This window comes from Hallella mizrahii, assembly GCF_009695775.1.
Taxonomy (GTDB): Bacteria; Bacteroidota; Bacteroidia; order Bacteroidales; family Bacteroidaceae; genus Prevotella; species Prevotella mizrahii.
In genome coordinates, this window is record NZ_VUNG01000051.1 from 1 (window position 1) to 21,865 (window position 21,865).

Here is a 21,865-nt window from a genome sequence, read left to right on the forward strand (position 1 = left end):
GTTTCTTGTGTACGAACATGATGCAAAGATAGCTTGCGCCACCCAAAAATCCAAATACAAAGTGTCACTTTATTGATTTTTAATGATTTACGGCCGTTAACGGCTATTAACGTGGAAAACAGGAAAACGTTTGTTTTTTCTGATAATGCTATTTCTATTGACAACAATCAAACATATTGCTATAGCCATATATATCGCATAAATCGGCTTGTTGTCGCTTATGCCCAAGAAATTCATCACGTTTTGAGCAAAGAATATTACAAGAATAAGTAATATATTATAGATTTTATTCATTATCGTAGAGATTTCTATGATGGTGTTATTTTTAAAATGTTTTACTGAAGAACATTCTGTTAAGAATGTCCCGATATCTAATATGGAGTAGCGAACATAATTTATGTTCAAAGCTCACATACCAAGGCAGCCATGTTGCATCGTAATGATGGATGGTACGTGTATTTCCTGTTATATGAAGCGTTCCTGTAGCATAATCCTTAGGACAGAAGTATTCTCTTGGATATATCCAAATACCATCCACCTGCTGAACATTGTTTGTGTACTTTAGTCCTTTGCTGCACAATAGTTTTGTTGTAATAGTGACTACCGTTTCACTGCAATAGTCTCCATTTGGAAGGATGTAGTGCAAAGGCTGATAAAAATCAAGGATTTCTTTGTATAGGCCGAGACCGGGGTTTACCCCCAGACCGAGGCCGGGGTTTACCCCCAGACCGAGACCGGGGGCGACTCCTAGCGTCGTCGCCTTATCCCGCGTTCCATTCATGGGTTGCTTGGCTTCACCCTCGCAACCCATGAATGGACCGCGGACTATGATATCGTCCATGTTGCGGATTACCTCGACATCGGTATCGAAGTACAGACCTCCGTACTTGTACAGAATGTAGAACCTAGCATAGTCACTAACAAAGGCGTATTTCTTGGCCTTGTAAGCTTCCGCCGTATAGGGTATGATGTTCACGTCGAAGTTGCTTTCGTTCCACTCCTTAATCTCATAGTCATGCAGGAACTTTCGCCATGACGCTATGCATTTCTTCGCACTCTCCGGCAGGGGATTGCCGCCGAACCAACAGTAATGAATAATCTTGGGAATCATCTTTGAATGATTTGCTGCAACATCATTGCCTTTGGTTTGCCTATTCACTTCTTTCGGAACTTATTTTTAATCTTATCTAAAAGATTATCAACGTGCCACATGATTCTATGTGGTCGTAATCCTAACAAATTCCAGAATTTATGTTCAAGCCGTTGCTCTATTGGCTTCCAACTGGCAGTGAAATGATGTATGCAATAAGTATTGTTACTTAAATATATTTTTCCATCTGCGTAGCTCTTGGGGCTAAAGTAGTCACTCGGCAACAGACAGATGTCTTTTGAGTTCTTATTTTCAGCTATATCCTCCGGCCTTTTTATCGTTACAAAATGATAGCCATTTTGAGTAAGTTGCTCAATTGCGATCTTGGGTAGAGGTTTTGTATTTAAACTACCATCTTCATTGACGAAATGCTTACCATTATAGTAGTCAAGCCAATCCCTTAGCCATTCTGCCCCCCCCGTTGATCCAAACGCTGCAACTTCTGGACCACCTTCTGTATGTTCTGAACAAAGGAAGTAAGGATACTTCAATAAATCGTCGAACTTTTTCAACACCTCCACATCCATATCAAGATATATGCCGCCATATTTGTAAAGGGCATATATTCTTATGTAGTCAGCTGCAAAGGCATATTTCTTCGCATCAAAGGCCTCGCTCACCCATGGACATGATTCCTTGGGGAAGCGGTTAAAATCCCACTTCATAAACTCATAGTCTGGAAGATACTTCTTCCATGAGGCCATATACTCCTGCAACTTCTCCGGTATCGGATCGTTGCTGAGCCAACAAAAGTGTATAATTTTCGGTATCATAATCATCTTATGTTTTAAATTTCCCTATAAACTATTAGCAATTGTATGAATTGTAGATGTACTCATTCTGGATATATCTTTCTTGAATTCCTCATATTTTTTCATCTCAAACTTGTCTCCGTTCTCTAAATCCTTACAGAGGATGACATCGAAGTTATTAAGCGCGTACAATTTATTGGGTTGTATGCCATTCTCGCGAAGGCTATATTTTATATCATCAGCCGAATCATTGTTGTAAGTGAAGATACGAATATACTTGCGTTTATATCCAGTTGCCTCATCGTCACTCTGCACTTTGAAGAAATGGTGGAAATAGACAAAATCCATCCCGTTGATAGAATGCCCGAAGAAAACAATCTCGTTAGCACTATTCAAATCTTCATAGAGGTTGTTGGAGCGATAGTACTTACTGGAAGACTTATACATGAACTTATAGTCCTTTGGAATAATATGCTCCCCCTCCACACCCAGTATAATGTCATCATCTTGCGCTAATGAGCCATGCACATGACACACTTCTGGCTGAGCATGAACGCCCAATCTATCTGCAAGATCATTTATATCCGTGTAGTTGAAAGTATAAATCTTATGGAAAAGCCCTACTTCCATCAAGTCTTTAAAGGCAATCTCAGCTACACTATCATTCTTCATATGAAATGTTTCTGATTCATCACTCAAATATTCCTTCAATGCTGAGCAAATGACTTGATATTCTTCTCTGTCTGTACTTGCTAATTGGTAGCCATTTGCTTCATGCTGTTCCTCCTGTTTCCTGATATAGTGCATCATGGTACTTTCAATGTCAAACCATGCGTCTTTATCTTTAGCATCGACAAGAGCCCTTAATAAGCCATTACGGCTCAACATGAGCGCATTATTCTCTATCTTTTCTTGCCAAACCTTACTTTTTGCAAAGTCAGAGTATTTTGACTTCATGCCCAAGTCAACATCGAAGCCGTTGCCAAGTATGAGTAATCGATTTTTACGGTAGCCCGTCATATATTATCCTCCTTATACAATCCTAGACAATTATTTTTAAAAAAAGTAGAGGCCCAGCCCACAAAACCTCTATACGCTGATCCGTGACCAGCTGTGCCGAGTTATGTGTGTGAAGTTGCTGAGGGTTGTACTCGGACACCATGCCGAATGTTACAACATCTCTTTTAGGAGTATACTTCCTGAGATGTCTTCGCATTCAGTTCCTTTGTCATATTAACACCAACCCATTTCGTAAACATAAAGGGATGATGCTTGAAATGCCTTTTCATATTTTTGTAATCCACGTCAGAGATTTTCATCACCTTTGCTATGTCCATCTTATCCTCATCATCGATATACGGGCATGCCAACAGATCCAAGGTTAAAATGGTGAGTTCAGTCGTTATCCGTCTTATCTTCTCGGGCGTATTTCTGAACTTCTCTTTTACAGAATACATCAGAGCTTTCTTCAGTTCCTGATACTGCTGCTCATTGCCGAAGTAATAAAGCAGGATAAGTATAGCGAAAGCATTCAGATTGGATGTGATGACCATGCCATCTTTCTTCTTTACACAAAGATACTTTTCCAATATTGCATTTGGCAGATGATATTTACTCCGGAGATTCTTCAAAATAACAAGGAAGTACAGAGTTTCTATCTGAGAGTTTTCATCCAGCTTTGAGACCTGGAAGACAAGTGATAGTTCATCCTGTACCTTCTTAAATACGAGATTCCTTATATTGTCTGAAAAGCGAACGACAGTATCTTTCTTCACCTGATAGGGATTGTCTAGCATGATTATGATCTCGTTCAATATCGTGAGCATCTTCAGCGTTGTGTTTACTCGCTTGTTGCCAGAGTAGAGAAAGAATATCGCATCAAGAACGGCAATCAGATAGCGGGAAAGCATTTTCTCTAGCTTTTCCTTCTTTTCCGCGCACTTCAAGCGAAGGTCTGGATTCTTCTCATCTGTATATGCTATCGACAAGGTCTTGAATTGCTTGTCAAACTTCTTCAGACCGATTTCGAGTTTTCTGCCTATTCTTGCCAGAGTATAGTTGACAATATCTTTGCTTGTGACACTGCATTCCTTCTGTATAGACTTGAACCGCACATTGAATGCTTTAGCATCTAAGTAAAAGTAGGATTTATCAGCTATGGCCTCTTCTACAGTTTTTGAGTCGACCTTGCTTTCGCTATCTTCATCATTGCCATCAGTATTCTCGTCAAGTTCTTCATCAGCAATTGGCTCCACAGTCATTTCCTCCTGATGGTACTTCAAGGAATCATTTATGAGGATATCAATCTGCTCCTTTGCCCGGGTAATATCAGTAATAAATGGGCGATCAAATTGAGATGTCTTCTCTTGACTGATATTTAGTTTGAACTCTTTCAGCGTATTGGCAAACAAGACCATCGCTTTATCCTTTACTTCCTCATTTGTATAGAAAAAGAAGAAATCGTCAACATAGCGATAACACTCATAATCCTTGTTGATATTGTAGCCTTGCTGGCGCAGTTCTGTCTCAACTCTTGCGTCAATATGCTGGAGAATGACTTCGGCGAAGATTCTTGAGAACTCGGGGCCAATGACTATGCCATTAGTCTCGTTGTAATTCATCAACTCCATCAGAGTATCCCACTTGCTGGCGAAGTTGTCATCCGATCCCTTGAAATTTTCCTTATATAGTTCACGTCCGCCACCTGTAGCCCATGCGATAGAATGAGTGTATATACTATCGAAGCAACTTTGCACGTCGAACTTCAGCAGATGTTCGAACTTCTTCTCGGCCCGCTGATAGCGGTAGTCCTCATAGAACTTATATATATTGTTGTACTTCTTATAGCTGAAGAAGGTCCTGAGATTTTCATACTCATTAAAAAACAGCTCGATATTATCAGCCTTACGCCCCAGCAATGTGTGGTGCAGCTTATCTCTATAGTAGAAATAGCATGCTACTTTGTTGGGGTGGCGTAGGGAGAAACGGTCAAGATTGGTGTAGTAGAGTATCAATGGCTTGTACTTATCATAGAAATCTACCATCAATATCTGATTGGCCGGATGAATGACTGTCAGTTCTCTTGCCTTGTTGGGCTTATGCAGAATGCGATAAGTAAATGGTATCCGGCAAAAACTTTTGAGGTCTTTTCCCTTTATGCTATAAGATCCTTTAGTTTGAAGTGTGTCCGTTTCAACATTCAGAATAAATCCCAATATGGAGAGTTCCTCATTACTGATATTTTTCTTCCAACAGATCTTGTCATCTTCAATTCTGATTTCATTCTTAACTAGAAATCGATAGAAGAACCGATTAGAGAAGATGAGAGGAACTTCATAGGGCAGCACGTCACTGAAAAGTACACGCTCTTTCTTGTAGCGAAGTTTAATTTTCTTCCTTCCCATAATCCAGCCACTTCATAATCTCAGATAGACGGTCCATGTGGATATTATACATGGTTCTGTTCTTCCAAGACTGCACCAAATCAGTTTTTTCAATACGCATCTTCAGCTTATTTACGAATTCTCTCCGCTCTTTGTCATCTGATATAGTCTCTTCCGGGACATTCAAAGACATGTGATGAATACGTTGAGTGAATTTATCAAGTTCCTTCAATCCAATTTCATCGAGTAGGTCATTCGAATAGTATAGTCCCGCTTTAATTCCATTCTTTGAATTGCGAAGTCGGATATTGCCAGATATCAGGCGTAAGGCATCCAACAAATCACGCCTGGCCTGCTTTAGGTCAACTTTCGAAAGATTCTCGAAATGTAAGAATGCATTTTGTATACGATTTCTTAGCTTGTCCCTCTTCTTTTTTGAAAGGCTAAATTCTGCATTCAGCTCTTTATCACTTGCTTTATAAGTCAATTTAATATCGTACCCCAAGTAATAGAAACTATCGTTAGGTCGACTTTTATTCACATAGTCAAGCAATTTGCACTTATCGTCGCCAATATCCTTTAACGAAAGGCCCTTACCGATGAAAAAGGTCTTCAAATCCTTATAATAATCCTCAATACTACCATGACTGCCTATTGATGCCAGCAGCATGAAGATATCATCTACGTACCGGACATAGAATATGACTTCCTGTCTGTTCTTAAGTTCACGGTCAATGTCCTGCATATAGATTTCGCTAAGCATGCTGCTTACACCAACACCTCTTGGTACACCGTGTTTGACATCAACCGCCGAAGTATCTTTCTTCTCATTATACTCCTTGAGAATAGCGCGGATAAAGCTCTTAGACTTGTAGCTTAGTAAGCTGTTTGACTCAATCTTAGCTAACAGTGGATCTTGAGGTATCGATTCAAAGAACCCCGAGACATCTGTTCTGATTGCATACAGAGGAGTTTTAGTATTGAGTAACCTCTTAATCGAGACCATGATACTGTGTCGTGATTCCATTTCAATATTGAAGGTCCTTTTCATATTGTGTTGGAGTTGGCACATCGCATAGTATGCTGCCCGATTAGCCTTATCAATTACGAACTCCTCGTTATCACGATACTTTTGTATGCTCAAATCAAATTTGAAAGTGTTGCTTCTCACTTCTTTCGCAAGGGAAGAGAGAATATTCAACAGTTCATCATGCTTCTTTATTCTGAGTTCCTTGCGTTTATCCTGTAAAGCTTGGTGTTCAGCAGTCTCATCTTCAGTCCACGCCGATTTCTTCTTATGATTCAGTTCTTTCAGCCGTTCATTGACACCTTTGATTTCTGCCACAACATCCTTATACGATTCTGGCATCTTGTCAATATTAACCTTCCCCTTTCTTGAGAGAAGATTGTATATGACTTCAAAATTATCAGTAGAGAAAGATTGATCTAATATTGGCATGACTGATATGTATATCGATTCCTTTTGCTACTATGTCAGTACGTTGACGGACACAACTGTATGCATACGGTCACCATTAGGATCAAAGAATTCTTTTTTATAGAAAGCTCCTTGACCAACTGGGGGAGTTGTTGGTATGACAGTAATTTGTTTGTCCATGTTTTAGGGAATTTCAAAGATGTATAAAGTGCTAATCCTGTATATTTTGGCGATTATTTTATTTTCCAATCTTCTTCCGTTAGGTAAGTCTTGCCAAATAAATTTGTGCAATGGGCTGGTACCATTTCACCATGTTCTTTTGAATTTTTCTTTGGTGCAGGGGTATTCATGTAGTTTACCCATTCTGAATCTATCGGTTTATCCGGGCTTGCAATAAGGAGAAGATTGTATCCAAAGGAAATCATGTGTAGGTTTCTGAAATCTTTCCTATTCTTGATTCCTTTAAATGCTCCATATTTGTCAACTCCTTCGTGATCAAATGATGGTTTCCTTACAATACTGTCAGCAAACTCCTTGCCACTACTTTTATTCCATCTTGTTATAATATTCTCTTTTTCTTCCAATGAGAAACGTACTTGAGTTGCTCTTGAACCAAATATTATGCCATCTTCTTTTAACTGCTTCATCAATTTCTTTTTGGAAAATCCCTTAGGTTTAAAATGAAAATAAGCCTCATTAAATGTCTTGAATGAAAAATCCTTCTCAATTGAGATGGCCTTAGCTTTATCAACAAGTTCATCCTTAATCCACAGTCTGTTTCCTTGGTCAAACATATCGTAATATCTCTTGGAATCTTTACAAGTAAATGTAAACTTGTAAATATAACACTTAATACTATTGCCCTTTTTAATATGAACGGAAAAGCCTTTCTGAGCAGCAGGACGACGGAAAGGCTGCAAGCCTATAGGCCGAATGTTACCATTATATATGTCAGTATCATTATTAGGTATCGGTTCGTTGTCGAAGATAGGATCGAAAACGTATATTATCCCAGTATGAGGTTCATTATCATTGAAATATTCGTAAGAGTCTGTGTTACTGTTATATTTGCAAACTGCAAAGAAAATAGCAATATCCAGATTTCTTGTTAAATCAAGTACTGAAGTCTTAAGTCCATAGTGTTGCGCTAAGCCTTCTACATCAACTACAAAATGATTTTTCTTAAAGAATCCATCAACAATTGGATAGGAGTCAAGAAGATGCTTGAATTCTACTAATCGCATTCTATTAAGGAATATATCCGGTTCCGTTGCTTTTCCGCGGTATAACGATGGCACACAGGGTATAAACTCTTCATTCTGACCACGATATAAATAGAAAGGGAAAACTTCTTCTGGTATGAGACACTTCTCGTCACCAATGCCAGTCAAAACCGCCTCAAAATGACCATCTGTCATCTTCTTGTATATGTCCTTGTTTATATCGGACATCATACCAGCCGCGTCTCGCTTTTTCTTTGATTCCTCAATGTCAGTTATAACCTCTTGCAGTGACAGCATAGTATTTAGCCTTTATTTGTCCTAACGTATCTCCTTAACTTCGCTCTCATAGATAGACACAGAAGGAAATACTTCGTGGGTCTGTGACATGAGGATGGAGATGTTTGTATTATAGTTAGGAATAGAATGGCCAATGATAACACTTTTAATACCGAATGGCAATCCTTCTATACCTCCAGTCTTTGAATCTATAGGGAAGTCCTTATAGCTAGAAAGCAGACTATTGTAGTTGGTTACTTTTAATATCTCTGATGAAGCATCGAAAATGAAGCGATACTCGTTCTCTACGTTAAACGTTGAGCTCTTCACAATATATTGCATGTCTTGCGCACTCTTGAAAGATAATGAGATACCTTCCTGATTCAGTTTTGACAACTTTTCATGTAGTTTACGAAAGTTCTCGTCTTTTTCGTTTATATAGATGACTTTCAAGGCATCACTTTTACGAATGTCAAAACCCATGCAGACACCCAAACCATTGTTTCCATAGAGTCTCCACATAGAACCATCATCTCTGTGGTCTGTAAGAGACGTAACCAATATATTCTTGTGCTCAATATTATCTACACGAAGTCTATTATCATCATTCTTGTCAGAGCCATAAAGTAAATGGTGAATCCATTCGCCCTCATATATGTCATTCATAGAGATAATGGAATTCATACGGAATGTCTGGTTGTTGAGCATACACAAATATGTGTCTAGGGACATGTACTTATAAAGTCGAATCGTATTACTGTTAGTATCTTCTTTATCTTCTTGTTGCAAGTACTGCGACAAGTCCAGCTCCACCATATACGCTTTCTTATGAGTGTCAAATACAATTTTATCCTTATCTATACCATAATCTGCAAACATATCCGCGATCTTAGTCTTCCCTTCTTTATTTCCTATAGGAATATATTTATCAAGGAAGTAGGTAATATCAAATCTGTCATTTGATAAGAAATGTGCCTTGAAAAATTCATCCACATGAACAATGTCATTTCCACCATTTTCCAAAAAATCTTGAAACCATTTTGAATACTTTCTATATTTTACGGTAAAGCTTCCTCTAACATTAAACAAAGAGTCTTTATGAAGATTGGTGACTAAAAACTGGAATATAACGAAGATCTTGCCATTATAGCGCACATTAATCCATCCGATGAGTTCTTCCTCGTTATATATGGATTCACACGTGAACTTGTCACGGTCAACCTCAATGAGGTCTAGCCTATTAGATATTAGTTCTACCAATTCCTTAAAAGAGTGTCTAGACATATTCTTATCACTTTATCCTTCCGATTTTAGTCTGTTTCAAAATTGATTTCATCATAGTAACTATTGTACTATTATTTATAATTCGGTAGAAAAATAGAAACCAGATTCTTTTCTAACAATTCTTAAATCATCTCCCTTCCAAAATGGAGTACCTGCAAGTTGAGCAATGGCAGGACCAATCGGAATAAAAGCGAGATTAGGTTCATACAATGCTGAGATCAAATTGGGGTAATTATCTTTGTTAAGCAAATCGGGCCTTATATAGAAATTTGGAATACCCCGCTGGTCATAGGCAAGTTGTATGTTCTCTCTCAAATTTTTGAATAGCGAGATATAATCTTCCACGAATGTCTTATTTTCTTCTTCACTTACATTCAGAACTTTATCTAAAAATGGGATGCAATTATCTTTTTTACCAAATAGGGCATGAGAATACCTGCTGTTTAATATCAGTAACTCATTGTCATCCCTAACTTTATCAATTGTTATCGTTGCCCCCAACCACCTTTTCGGATCTTCCTTAACAAGTGGCAGCACTAGATCTTCAAAAGTATTTTCTAAAGTGCAATCAAAAAGAATTTCCAATATATCAAGAGTGTCTTTTTTGCTCTTTTTGTCGTTGGATAAAATCCGATTGAAAAGAATGGGAATGTAAGCCTTAATATACCAATATTCCACGTCATCACTACTTGTGGAATTTCTGAGAAGGGATAGCATCAATGCTGTTAACTCTAATATTCTCTCAGTCTTGTCAACAAAATCATCTAATATTTTTTCATCGCTTTTCTCAGAAGGAGGAATAAGCTGAAAAAGTGCCTTTGTTAGCAACGGGTTTCTTGTAACAAAGTTTTGTATGAACCAATATGAATGTGGTATGTCATTCTTGCTATATTGGTTTCCCAATGATTGAATATATGAGGCTGTGTCGCATGAAGCCCAGATATAATCAACTAAGCATTTTAAAATTTCTGGGTAACTAAGATATTCTAAACTTCCAGCTATGACATAGATCAGTCCATTATCTTTTCTCTTTGTCCATGAAAGTACATTGGCGGCAAAAGTTTTATTTTCGTGACAATTCACATATTCATGACAATCATGAAAGCCCTTAGGCAGTGTATTAACAAAATATGCCTGTTTCCAACTTTTGTTTGCTACTCCATATACTTTTTCATTGTTACTTAACTCAACTTCCTTAGGGAAGAGAAATTTTAAAAGAGGTTTATATTCAGAGAAATCAGAATCAACTTTATCCTCATACACCCATGATGGAGAGTTCCATGAATCATTCGCTGTTGACAATATTTTTCCAGGCTCATCCCTAAGAATGGAGTATAGTTTATTATTCCTATATTTTATTAGCTCAAGTATTATCCAATCTGAAGTACACAAGAACAACTTATCAAAGATGACTTGCTGATCCTTGTAATCCCGGAATAATTGATTCCAAAATCGCTTAAATTGTCTTAGTGTAGGCAGATACTTCGAAAAGTCTATTGACTCAAAAGATTCTGCGATGTTTTCTTTATTGAGTTTACTGTTAAACTCCTTCGATAACTTGTCCTTTATAACAGCGTTGGATATATTTTCCAAATTTATGGTGATGTCTATCATCTTTGCTGCGTATTCCAAACCACCAGCGTCTTTAAGAATTATATCTATCTTCTGCTTGTCGTAAGACAGGATATAGCATATATATGGAAAATCACAGATATTTCGAATTAGGCTGAATACTTTTAGCAGTTCATTCTTGCTAAGTCTGTCACACTCGTCCATTAACACGAAGACAGGCTTTTTGTGCCTAATTAACTCGCTCTTTATATTTTCAATGAGTTCTTCCCTTGTTGTACTTGTATGCAACCTAATAAAATAGGATGACAATTTACCAATACTGCCGGTTTCCATAAGCAAATCACCAGCCAAGGCTTTCAGATCGCTGGTGTCAATGTCATTGCCACGAAGGGTTTTGTCCAATAACTTACAGAATGTTGGTGTAAGTTCTTTTTCACTATATAGCCAAGGCTTGAAGCTTATGCAAGTTGCATTATGTTTTTCCAATTCACTCTTTAATGCTGACATATACCAACTTTTGCCGGTACCCCAACCTCCAGTAACAGCAACACCAAATGCGCCGCCCTTGTTATTATCACTTATAAGAAGTTCCGCATGTCGCCCTACAGAAGCCATTCTTCCGAGAATGTCTTTAGCATTGTTATCATCAAATAATAGCCCAGGACTTTCCTGCTGCTTATTTCCATCATCAGGTATTTGTTCAGCTTTGTCAGACTTTCCAATATTTGCCAGACTCTCATAAAGGCATAACATTATTACTACAGCCGGTACGTCCGCGTATTTTATCCCAGGAAAAAGGTAGAAAGGGGTATATTCTGCGCTATGAAACACGCGGAAACAAATCACTGTAACGAGTACAGGTAAAAGCACGGCAATTGACTTAGCAGCAGCATTACCTCTTAACCGCTGTACAGCATTGTCACAAATTAACAATGACGTAACAAGGGCAACTAATACAAGAATATCAGAATTCAAGCTCGGTTTCAGTTCCTTATACACAGTCTCAATCCATCCTATACTCGTCAGTGACGTGTACAGTGGTTCGTTAAACAATATCGCCATAATTGACAGCAATATTGTCCAAAGAGATAAAGAACTATTATGTTGGCTCCCCGTAGACATCATTAATTCACATTATAATTATTTTCTCTAAGCCTGTTATGAATGCTCTTTACTTGTCCCCTTTAAAGCTCTTTACAACCCAATCAAAGATATTTTCAATTTTCAGATGCTACACAGCACGCAATACTTTCCGAAGTCATGCTTGTCAAGAGCCTGCTCGATAGGTTTCAGATGAGGGTTGGAGGTATGCTCGGTAGGGAAGTACTGACGCTTAGCACGGCAGGTGGCGGCAAAGACGTGACGGTCGATGGAGGAGTTGTGGAGGGTGCTGATGCGACTGTAGTTCATACGAACCTGGCGGAGAAACATATCATAGAGTTGGGCGGTCATGGATAAACCTAATGTCTTTGCATCTTCAAGCAACTGGAGGGTCACAAGCAGGCTGTCAATGACCTTGGGATTGCCCACGGAAGTAGAGGAAATACCCTTAGGGTTAATACGGTATAAGTACACGTCATCGGGAATTGTCTCTATCTTAGTACACATGCTGTATAAGATGAAACAGAAGAGGGTGTCTTCGAACCAATAACCTTCAGGGAAACAGATGTGCTCGAACTTAGTAGAGCGGATGACCTTACCCCAAGGGTAGCCAAACAACTTGCCGATCCATTGATCCGTCACCGCATACTCATGCCGACATCCCTCATGCTCCTCGCCATTACAGAATGTCTGTAGCAGTATTCTTTGTAGCAGGGCTGCTGAAGCAAACTGTATACGTGATAGAAGTGTATGGAGCTCTTTGGTTGACATTACCAAACTGTTATTTTACTAACACTGTTTTACTAACACTGTCTACAACCTATTTCAACAAATCATGCATGACATCAAGATACTGAGTTCCAAATTGTGCATCTGGCTCCAAATAATTTCCTTCTCCCCACTCATTCCAAGATCGAATGAAAATCAATCGATGTTGTGGTTCTTTGTTCTTAACAATCTCTATTGCTTGCTGAAGATGTTTCTTCCATAGTGCAGGTGTGGAGCCGTAGAATAAAACTGCTTTTACACCGCCCCTCGGCGATCGGTCATAATTGGGAAATACACAAGGATAATAGTTTTCTTTATGGCACCGTGTTCCTTTAAACCAATTTTCAATGATCTTCTCGTATGGAAAATTTGTGAGGAAGACATGATTGGGAAATACCTTTCTCAATCTAGGTATAATACTATTCTTCCAAAAGCTAGTTCTGCGCATTGCTCTTGTTGCTCCTGTTAAGCATAGGGCATCATAGCCTAACCTCATCGTATTTTCCGGAATCTGTCTGAAATCTGTGGTCAAGCCAACAAAATGGATACCATCTATGCCATTTTCTCGCGCCATTTTATTCCACAAGTCTTTAAAATGCTCAAAGTTTGGAATATCCAAAGGTGCCCAAACACCAAAAAGAGGTTTGTTGTCTACACGGATATAGCGGGGATCTTTGAAAGCAGGGAGACAGGCATTAAAATGCATTATTATGTCCTCATCGCCTGGATAGGTTTGTTCCATCAATATTTGTTTGCCTGTATTACCAGATATGTTGACCCAAGTTGTTCGTGCCCAGGTGTGGTTAGCCCAGCAAAGGCAGAAAGGGTAGTCTGGTTTTCCTGATGTGAGTACCTCATGGAAAGGTTTCTCTAGCAGCCGCTTCCCATTGCCAAACCAATAATGCCAATAGCAGAACCCCTCAATGCCTGCACTCTTAGCAAGCTCTGCTTGACGCTCTCGGATTTGAGGATCCAAGAGGTTATAATATCCTAATTCACCTGGGACTTTCGGTTCAACGTGACCTTCAAAAAGCGGTTTGGCATTTTTTACACTCGTCCATTCTGTGAATCCTTTTCCCCACCACTTATCGTTTTCTGGAATAGCATGAAACTGCGGAAGGTAAAATGCAATTACTCTTGCTTTCATCTTAATTCTGATTAATATATCAATACTTATAAACTTTTATGACTTTTGCCGGAATACCTGCTACCACTGAGTATGCCGGTACATTCTTCGTAACAACCGCATTGGCTGCAATGATTGCACCATCGCCAATAGTTACACCGGATAGGATAGCAGCTTTATCTCCAATCCAAACATTATTGCCGATTTTAACAGGCCCTTTAGAAGTTAACTTACGCAGAAATGGCTCTATGTGCATATCTACTAAAGAGGCTTCACCATGGTTGTTATCAGATATGAGCACAAAGCGACCTGTCAACACACCATTGCCGATAGTTACATTATCTATAGCCGTAATATGAGTGTAACTTCCTATATGGCAGTTTTGTCCAAGAGACATAGATGGATTGAAGTGCTGTTCATTAAACCGATCCCAACACTCCAAAACAACATCATTAGATATATTTGTATTCACACCTATATCTATGTATTTCCACCCACATCCTTGAAGTCCAAAATCTACATAACTATTATTTCCGACAAAGTGAAATTGCCGAAATATACTTTTACAATACAGTCTTTTCTTAAAGTTCTTCCATTTGCGTATAACAATAGTATCACTAAAAAAGGAAAGGAAAGAAATAAGTAACTCTTTCATTATGACTAATAACTTCAGATTTTCGTTCTATTATTAGTAAACATTCAATTGTTGCCTAACGCCTCTTAAAACGGTACTTTCGAGTAATCTTTATCTGTTAAACTGAGTAGACTTTAAGTCTTTTAATCAATAACGAAGTACCTATGCAGCATCAAAGCGTGGTCACGACAGCCCTTAGAGAACTTCTTGAAGAAGATTTGAAGATACTTCAGCAATCTTGCTCATGAAAAGAAAGACATCACCACTATATGAATCCCGATGTAACTTATGCTTTACTATCTGCATCAGCCTGTGATATACACAATGTATGTTTGTAACGATAGGAACTGGACGACACCTTCATGGTGAATTCACGATAGTCAAGGACAAAAGCAACAGTATTTAAAGATTTTAGCAATGCATCATTCTGTGGACGCTTACTTTTATATGAAAGATACTATCGCTAATTGTCTGACAAGGAATATTCAGAAATAAAGATATTATCTTATTTTCTGAGCATTGTCAAGTCTGCGATGGCAATAGGAAATCATGCCAAGGATCTCAAGAGCATCTTGCTCACTAATGGGCCAAGAGATAGCGGGCTCGTGAGCGGAAGTGTTACGGAACATACCGCACAAGCCCTTCAGGATATTACAGAATCCTTTATGTTCATCTTTTTCTGACTGGTTTTGATAACTATTAATGATAAGAATTGGCGTAGAGCTAAATACTTGATCTATTAACGCATTACCATCAGAATTGAGACCAGACAAATCTCGTATACGTTGAAATAGGCCTTTGTTGGCTTCAAAGACTGCATGGAAATAGTCACGATTAAGTAGCTCCTTAGTGCAGTACTTAAATATCTCATGATGCGCCTTACGATTGGAGAGTTCCTTTTTCAGATTATTTGTTCGAATCTCTACGTCTGTTATCGTACTAGCCTTATTAACCACGGCGAACTTGCCACTTTCAAGAATCTCATATCCTTCAAAAGCCAAGACTTTGTTCAGTTCATCTCGATAATAATTAAATTGAGTCTTATCGGATGTGAATCTCGATGGGTCGACTACAAGTTGAACAAATCTAAGAATATTGTCAGAGCAATGATAGACATTCTGAAAATTCACAAGAGCATTGAACAGTCTCTTTCTCTTGGATAATCCTTGTACATTCTCTGAAATATCTTCAATATGAACTTGTAGAAGTAAGCGGTGTATGTTGGTACCAGTTAGCCCACTATTAGTATCACCAATGATATTGCTTAGACTCTCAATTGTACCCAGTTTTAAACAAGGTCGATTCGCCATAACTTTTTTTTAATATAAGATTGCATTGATCGTCGCATAGTAGCAGTCGGCTATATGCTGCATGCCAATATCACCAGGATGTGAAGCGACACCATGCAATCTGTAATGTTTCTTCTGTAACGAGGCAAAGTTCTGCTTGTCAGTACCATCCCCAAGATGGGAGATATCTACGAGATATGAGTTGCTCCGGATAGCTACATTAGTGATAGCATACTGCTTTTGCTTGCTTGGCCAGAAAGGGAGGGTGATAATCCGCTTATTATTCGGGAACAAACTTAAAAGCTGGATATACTTCTCCTCAAAATTATGTGGATCCTTAATTTCATCCTCAGAGACATTCTCACCTATTTGGACAATCAAAATGTCCGGTTTCTTAATTTCTGCTCCTTCTACCAAAGTTAAAGTCGGTATTTTATTATTGAAATTTCGTTCAAAGTCAGCAATATTGACAACACTGAACTTGACATTCACATGATGATTATAAACTATCATTTTGGAAAGGCGATGAACGTAGTCGCTGTCTGGTGTTGTCGCCATCATCCCACGTACGTCTTTGCAAGGCAGAAAGTCTTCCACCAATGGATGGAGTGCTATACTATTACCTAAGAACAATACCTTAATGGTACTATATGCTTCGTCTACTATAACAGACTTATTTATAGGTGTTAGCTTGCTATTATTAAACCGCTTTAAAACCTTTTTATTTGGTCTACCCCCCCAGATATAAAGTTTCAAGCTTCTCTATAATTTTGTCTTTTTTACGATAGGCAAAAGCTAACGCAAAAGTTAAAAAAATAATATTGAGTGCTATTGATATGGCTAACATACTGTGATTGGAATTTAAGATATCAGAAATAATATTGATTCAAAGTGATTTACTCGAATTTATCTCTTTTACCAATTGCATCATAGCAATTTATCAACTGAGTAAGTATGTGCTTTGGATTGTGCCTTCCCATAGCGTGTTTCCTAGAATTCGAGGAATACTTCTTCTGCCGTGTGATGTCATGGGATAACGACATAATTTCATAGGCCATATTGTAGCATGAGTTGGCAGGTACGAGTTTTCCCTCTGAGTTATCTCTGACAAGCGACGATATTCCTCCAACATTTGTAGAGATAATGGGTACTCCCAAATATTGAGCCTCGCATATAGCGTTAGGGCTATTGTCGATATACGCTGTGTGAACATATATGTCAGAGGACAGTAAGTATTGTTGCAATTCATCAGGACCCGTAAACCCAAGCAACTTAACATTATTTTCTTCAAATGCCAGCCTCTCTTTACGCTCAATCTCTTTCTTCATACCCATATTACCAGCAACAAGCCATTCGAAATCAACTCCTTGTTCTTTAAGAACATGTGCAGTCTTCAACAAAGTATCCATGCCTTTCCAGTGAGTCTGGCAGCCTGTAGTCATAAGACGAATCTTATGATCGCCCAATTTCGGTTGCCATTCTTGTGCTGTCTCAATGAAAGCTGGTCGTAAAGCTTCTTCTACATGGAAATACTTAGCACCATGATGAAAGATTTCGACAAGTTGCTTGTCCCATTCAGTTCTCCCCATGTAGTTGGAGACGGCTTTAAAATTACTCTGTTCCATGTCTTCCCACGTTTGGTTGAAATTTCGATCACGCCACAATCGCCATTGCTTTCTTATATTTAAGCCAGCTTGCAAAATTTCATCACTGGCACTGTATCCAGGAGGGAAGAGTGCATCATTATATGGAGCGATGCAGCCTTGCATATGGATGACAACAGGGATATTTGTATACCGAGCTACTTGCCCGAATTCCCATTCAGTCCCAAAGCAGTGAATAATGTCAGGCTTTACATCTTCAACACACTTTACAGCGAGAGGTACCACTTTGTTGGCTGATGTCCATCTGTTGTGATAGCGGCTGTACTTATCTTCCCAAAAACTATAATGTGGCACCAAGGGTATATACTTGACCCCATCGACTGTTTTGGGCATCATCCCTGTTGTACCTGTGAAAGCTATTGTTAAATCTATGTCTTTGCAGGTGCGTACTATCTGCTCCAAGGAGTCTTGCCATCCGGCAATAGGCGCATTATCATTTTTATATCTGCCCGGTATTGTTATTTCGAACCACAGAACTTTCATAATTATTTTTCTTCCAAACTTGAAATATAAGATTTGATGACTTTTGCCGGTACTCCTGCAACAACACTGTAAGGTGGTACGTCTTTCGTTACCACTGCATTACATGCTACAATAGTACCCTTACCGATTGTTACTCCAGAATGTATGCTTGCTTTGTCACCAATCCAGACATTGTCTTCTATTACCACAGGACCCTTAATATACAAATCCCGTTTACTGGGTTGCATTTTTAAATCTGTCAAACAGGATATCCCATGGCTTTGTCGCTAATATAGACAAAACGTCCTGTCAGCACTCCATCACCTATCCTTACCTCTTTTGCAGCTGAGATCTGTGTATATTCACCTATAGCTGTGTTATCTCCAATTATTATATGCGGATCATAATCTATTCCGTTATGAGATTTCCAACAGCCAAGAATATTGTGACTTACCAATATCGTATTATCCCAATAGATATATTTTTGTTTCCACCTCCCTGTAGTTGGCAACCCAAGCCTATCGTACTACCTTCTCCGAGATGGCCAAGATAACGACTTATCCACTGGGTAAATAAGATTTCACGCAAATGATAGACCTTAGATCGTACTTTAAAGGGATAAAAATAAGCCAGCATGGTAAGCATCCCCTTTATGTAGCTCTTAATCATATGCCAAATATTTATAAGGATTATTGTGAATTGTCTGAAAATAATTCATGCCGGAACCTACATCAGCATCTATCCTTCAGTCTCAAACGCCTAGATATACTTCCTTACCTTCTCTTTCTAGAAATTTATTTACATCATCAAAAAGATTGATATCCAATATTCTAGTCCTATGTAGTTCTTCTGACATAGCCACTATATTATTCATGCGTTTTCACGAAGCTAATCTTGTCTTTATGTAATTCTTTAGTCTTTCTTCAACCTCTGCACAATTAACAAGATGATTCAAAGGATCTATTCCAAAAGACTCAGTATGCAAATCAGGTCTCTTTCCTTTGAATTTCGTGCATAAATCATTGAGAAAATCAATCATGAACTTTAGCTCCTCTTTTCCACGAGACCTTAAAACTAAATCCTCTGCTATGTAGTTTCTTGCTTCAATTACTTCCTTAGTCGACACAACACCTGCATCAGGAAAAAAAGTCTTGTACTTTGAGTGGCTAAATTTAGGATGAAATTTACGATTTGGAATGTCATAGTCAATGAGTTCCTTACATACCTTTTTATTATTATCAAGATCTAAGTGCCCCATTGAATCACCGTAACGTCTGCGTAAAGCACAGTACCAACCATTAAATTCTAATATTGCGTTGCTAAAGTTTTCTTGAGCTTTTGTGTATTCGTCAACTATTTTTGAAAACATCATATCAGAACGTTTTAAACCTATATGGTAAGTAAGGACTCTTTCAAAGGACTCTTTGGTAACATAGTAATTTTCTATCGAATATCCTTTAGTTACAAAAATATCTTCATTCTTTTCTTCATCAACATTTAGGTCAAAATCTTTATCAATAAAGAAACCCGTCTTATAATGGTTAAAGTTAGGTTCATTACTCAGCTTCTTATAGACTTTCTTCACTCCTTCTTTGTTGTGGCACTTTATTGGCTCTACATCATTACGAAACATTCTAATTATCATTCCATAATAAGCCGCATCAAGTCCTTCAAAGAATGCAAAGAAAAAGTTAGGAAGTTTATTTTTCTCTTGCTGGAAAGTTGCGTATGCATCTTGAGCAGACCCCAGAGAAGCTATTAACGCTGTAGGTGTTATCTTATTTTTTGATCCGTCATCTTTATTCATAATATTCAGTATAGTCTTGTAAAGCTATTGTATGATTAAATAATATGTCATCCTCAAAAATATATGGGGAATGAGTTGCTGCAAAAAGAAGTCTGCATTTATTTGACTTTATGATATCTGCAAGCAGGGTCCTTTGCCAAATAATAGACAAGGACATTTCAGGTTCATCAATAAAGAGATAAAATGGCTTTTTATCAAGATAGACCATAGCAAAAAGAGCAACCATCTGTTTTTCACCAGAGCTAAGGTTTTCAAGTTCAATCCGTTCTCTTATACCATTGTTGTCTCTATTCAAATTGTATTCAAGATCTAATGTCATTTCATATCTATTATAAACAAAATGTTTACCATAGAGGTATTTGTTGCATGTTTCAGCAAATGCAGAAATGCTTTTATCATATTCCTCATAGCTGTCATAAATACCAGTCAACTTGTTTAACTGATACAACAATGCATTATGAGCTCCATCATATATGCGATTAGTCTTTATCAAGTATCGTAATTGGGCTATTTCCTCAGAAGACAGTCCAGTTTCCTTATGTTGTAGGATATTGTCTATCTTCCTAAAGTCCTCCTCTTGAAGTTCATAATTATGGGTAAAACCATCAATACCTTCCTTGAGTAGGCTGGTAGACATTTCGTTAAGCCTCCGTCTTGATATTGCCGAAATCTTAAGTAATATTTCTTTGACCTTAGATTCAATATCCGCCATACCAAAATGTACCAACTTCTTTATCTCATTTAAAAGATCATTTTCATCTTCAATGTCGAAAGGATAATTCTCATTTATTTTGTGTGATATATCCTTGATGATATTCTTCTCTATTCTACGATATGTTGGCAAAAAGAGAATTCTATTGGTATCTTTGTTTCTGTAGGACACGTACTCAGCGACTGAATTATATTCATGGTCATCTACTAACCCTTTGACTTCATGAAATAGCCCTATAGTAGATAGTGGGATATTGATGTCCGATACTTTTAGAAATTCATTTATGGCCTCCCCTTTCTGAATTATATTTCCTTTTGAATGAATAATATTTCTCAATTCTGATATTTGTTCTTCGTTGAGGTTATTGTTCAATCGTGCATAAAAAGGTGAATGATGTAAGCTTGACTTCATTTGCATTACATAATGAAGTATTTCATCTCTCGAAAAGGAAAAAAATCTATCATCAAATCTGATACTAACAGTTGCAAATTCTATTTTACATAATTCATCAAACATGCAGGAAATGAAATAGTAAAATGCTGTAAGTACCGTTGTCTTTCCAGCACCGTTTTCTCCAACAGTAATTAAAATTCCATCTTTTATATAAAGATGAATATCTCTTTGCCCAAATAAGCCAGTTATAGCAAACGATCTAATTTCTGTCATTTCCATCTGAGATTTTCCAAAGTCTGTTTTTTAAAATATTCGCATCACTTTCAGAAGTGACTTCCGTATGCCAACGTGGGTAATCATCCCCTTTTGATTTATTGTTACGCCAATGAAGTGGAACAAGATTATCAATATCATCAGTACCTCCCTGTGATAGTGGCAAAATATGATCTATCTGCCACCCATAGGTTGAGAGCTTGTTATAATCGTCGCGCTTTATCCAAGCTCCGGCATAATCTTTACGTAACAAGTCTGGGTTCTTGCCGTCTGTAATAGCAGCTTTTTCCCATACTTTTTGAATGATCGCGGAATCTTTATATATTTTATCATCCATATTATGCTTACTAAACTGTGAGATTTTATATGTTAATTGATGCTCCAAACAATTGCACTGTAAGAGAGATATGTCAAAATTAAACAATATAAATGTAAATGTCCAATTGTTGCTTATCAGCTTTAAACAGAGTACTTTCGAGTACCCCGTTTTATGCTAGGCTGAGTAAGATTTAAGACTTGTTAATCAATAGCGAGTTGTCCGGGCAGCATCTGAGCGTA

General features: G+C 37.9%; 18 protein-coding genes. All 18 read right to left on the bottom strand.

What is annotated here, in order from left to right:
• Positions 1 to 325: 325 nt before the first annotated feature.
• The 18 genes from FYJ73_RS14020 to FYJ73_RS14105 all read right to left on the bottom strand — a co-directional run bounded on the left by FYJ73_RS14020 (position 326) and on the right by FYJ73_RS14105 (position 21,644).
• Positions 326 to 1,111: a glycosyltransferase family 32 protein gene (locus FYJ73_RS14020; protein WP_154535365.1), complete on the bottom strand. Its 786-nt coding sequence runs from the start codon at positions 1,109 to 1,111 to the stop codon at positions 326 to 328.
• 44 nt (positions 1,112 to 1,155) lie between these two features.
• The gene (locus FYJ73_RS14025; RefSeq protein WP_154535366.1) at positions 1,156 to 1,923 is read right to left on the bottom strand and encodes a glycosyltransferase family 32 protein; all 768 of its coding nucleotides are present in this window, start codon (positions 1,921 to 1,923) and stop codon (positions 1,156 to 1,158) included.
• Positions 1,924 to 1,947: 24 nt separating this feature from the next.
• Positions 1,948 to 2,922, bottom strand: a complete 975-nt coding sequence (locus FYJ73_RS14030; protein ID WP_154535367.1) for an AbiH family protein — start codon at positions 2,920 to 2,922, stop codon at positions 1,948 to 1,950.
• Between the two features lie 164 nt (positions 2,923 to 3,086).
• Entirely contained in the window at positions 3,087 to 5,306 is a 2,220-nt protein-coding gene (drt3b, locus tag FYJ73_RS14035) for an antiviral reverse transcriptase Drt3b (protein WP_154535368.1), read from the bottom strand.
• Entirely contained in the window at positions 5,287 to 6,744 is a 1,458-nt protein-coding gene (drt3a, locus tag FYJ73_RS14040; protein WP_154535369.1) for an antiviral reverse transcriptase Drt3a, read from the bottom strand. The genes drt3b and drt3a overlap by 20 nt, the downstream gene beginning before the upstream one ends.
• Positions 6,745 to 6,956: 212 nt before the next feature.
• On the bottom strand, positions 6,957 to 8,243 hold the full coding sequence (locus FYJ73_RS14045) for an FRG domain-containing protein (protein WP_154535370.1): 1,287 nt from the start codon (positions 8,241 to 8,243) through the stop codon (positions 6,957 to 6,959).
• A 21-nt stretch (positions 8,244 to 8,264) separates the two neighbouring features.
• Entirely contained in the window at positions 8,265 to 9,506 is a 1,242-nt protein-coding gene (locus tag FYJ73_RS14050) for a DUF2971 domain-containing protein (protein WP_154535371.1), read from the bottom strand.
• Positions 9,507 to 9,581: 75 nt separating this feature from the next.
• On the bottom strand, positions 9,582 to 12,077 hold the full coding sequence (locus FYJ73_RS14055) for a P-loop NTPase fold protein (protein ID WP_206081792.1): 2,496 nt from the start codon (positions 12,075 to 12,077) through the stop codon (positions 9,582 to 9,584).
• 225 nt (positions 12,078 to 12,302) lie between these two features.
• Positions 12,303 to 12,950 (bottom strand): hypothetical protein, encoded by a 648-nt coding sequence (locus FYJ73_RS14060; protein ID WP_154535373.1) that lies wholly within the window; start codon positions 12,948 to 12,950, stop codon positions 12,303 to 12,305.
• Between the two features lie 49 nt (positions 12,951 to 12,999).
• On the bottom strand, positions 13,000 to 14,094 hold the full coding sequence (locus FYJ73_RS14065; RefSeq protein WP_154535374.1) for a glycosyltransferase WbsX family protein: 1,095 nt from the start codon (positions 14,092 to 14,094) through the stop codon (positions 13,000 to 13,002).
• Positions 14,095 to 14,113: 19 nt separating this feature from the next.
• On the bottom strand, positions 14,114 to 14,728 hold the full coding sequence (locus FYJ73_RS16215; protein WP_206081793.1) for an acyltransferase: 615 nt from the start codon (positions 14,726 to 14,728) through the stop codon (positions 14,114 to 14,116).
• A gap of 479 nt (positions 14,729 to 15,207) precedes the next feature.
• Entirely contained in the window at positions 15,208 to 16,017 is an 810-nt protein-coding gene (locus FYJ73_RS14075; protein ID WP_154535375.1) for a TIGR02391 family protein, read from the bottom strand.
• A 9-nt stretch (positions 16,018 to 16,026) separates the two neighbouring features.
• Complete coding sequence (locus tag FYJ73_RS14080; RefSeq protein ID WP_154535376.1) at positions 16,027 to 16,557, bottom strand: SGNH/GDSL hydrolase family protein; 531 nt, start codon at positions 16,555 to 16,557, stop codon at positions 16,027 to 16,029.
• 335 nt (positions 16,558 to 16,892) lie between these two features.
• Entirely contained in the window at positions 16,893 to 18,143 is a 1,251-nt protein-coding gene (locus FYJ73_RS14085) for a glycosyltransferase family 4 protein (RefSeq protein ID WP_154535377.1), read from the bottom strand.
• A 2-nt stretch (positions 18,144 to 18,145) separates the two neighbouring features.
• Positions 18,146 to 18,385, bottom strand: a complete 240-nt coding sequence (locus FYJ73_RS16010; RefSeq protein WP_235899387.1) for a DapH/DapD/GlmU-related protein — start codon at positions 18,383 to 18,385, stop codon at positions 18,146 to 18,148.
• Between the two features lie 617 nt (positions 18,386 to 19,002).
• Complete coding sequence (locus FYJ73_RS14095; protein ID WP_154535378.1) at positions 19,003 to 19,929, bottom strand: DUF4435 domain-containing protein; 927 nt, start codon at positions 19,927 to 19,929, stop codon at positions 19,003 to 19,005.
• Positions 19,922 to 21,313, bottom strand: a complete 1,392-nt coding sequence (locus FYJ73_RS14100; RefSeq protein ID WP_154535379.1) for an AAA family ATPase — start codon at positions 21,311 to 21,313, stop codon at positions 19,922 to 19,924. Before FYJ73_RS14100 ends, FYJ73_RS14095 begins: the two co-directional genes overlap by 8 nt.
• A complete protein-coding gene (locus FYJ73_RS14105) occupies positions 21,294 to 21,644 on the bottom strand; it encodes an HNH endonuclease (RefSeq protein ID WP_154535380.1) in 351 nt (116 codons plus the stop codon). The genes FYJ73_RS14100 and FYJ73_RS14105 overlap by 20 nt, the downstream gene beginning before the upstream one ends.
• Positions 21,645 to 21,865: the final 221 nt, after the last annotated feature.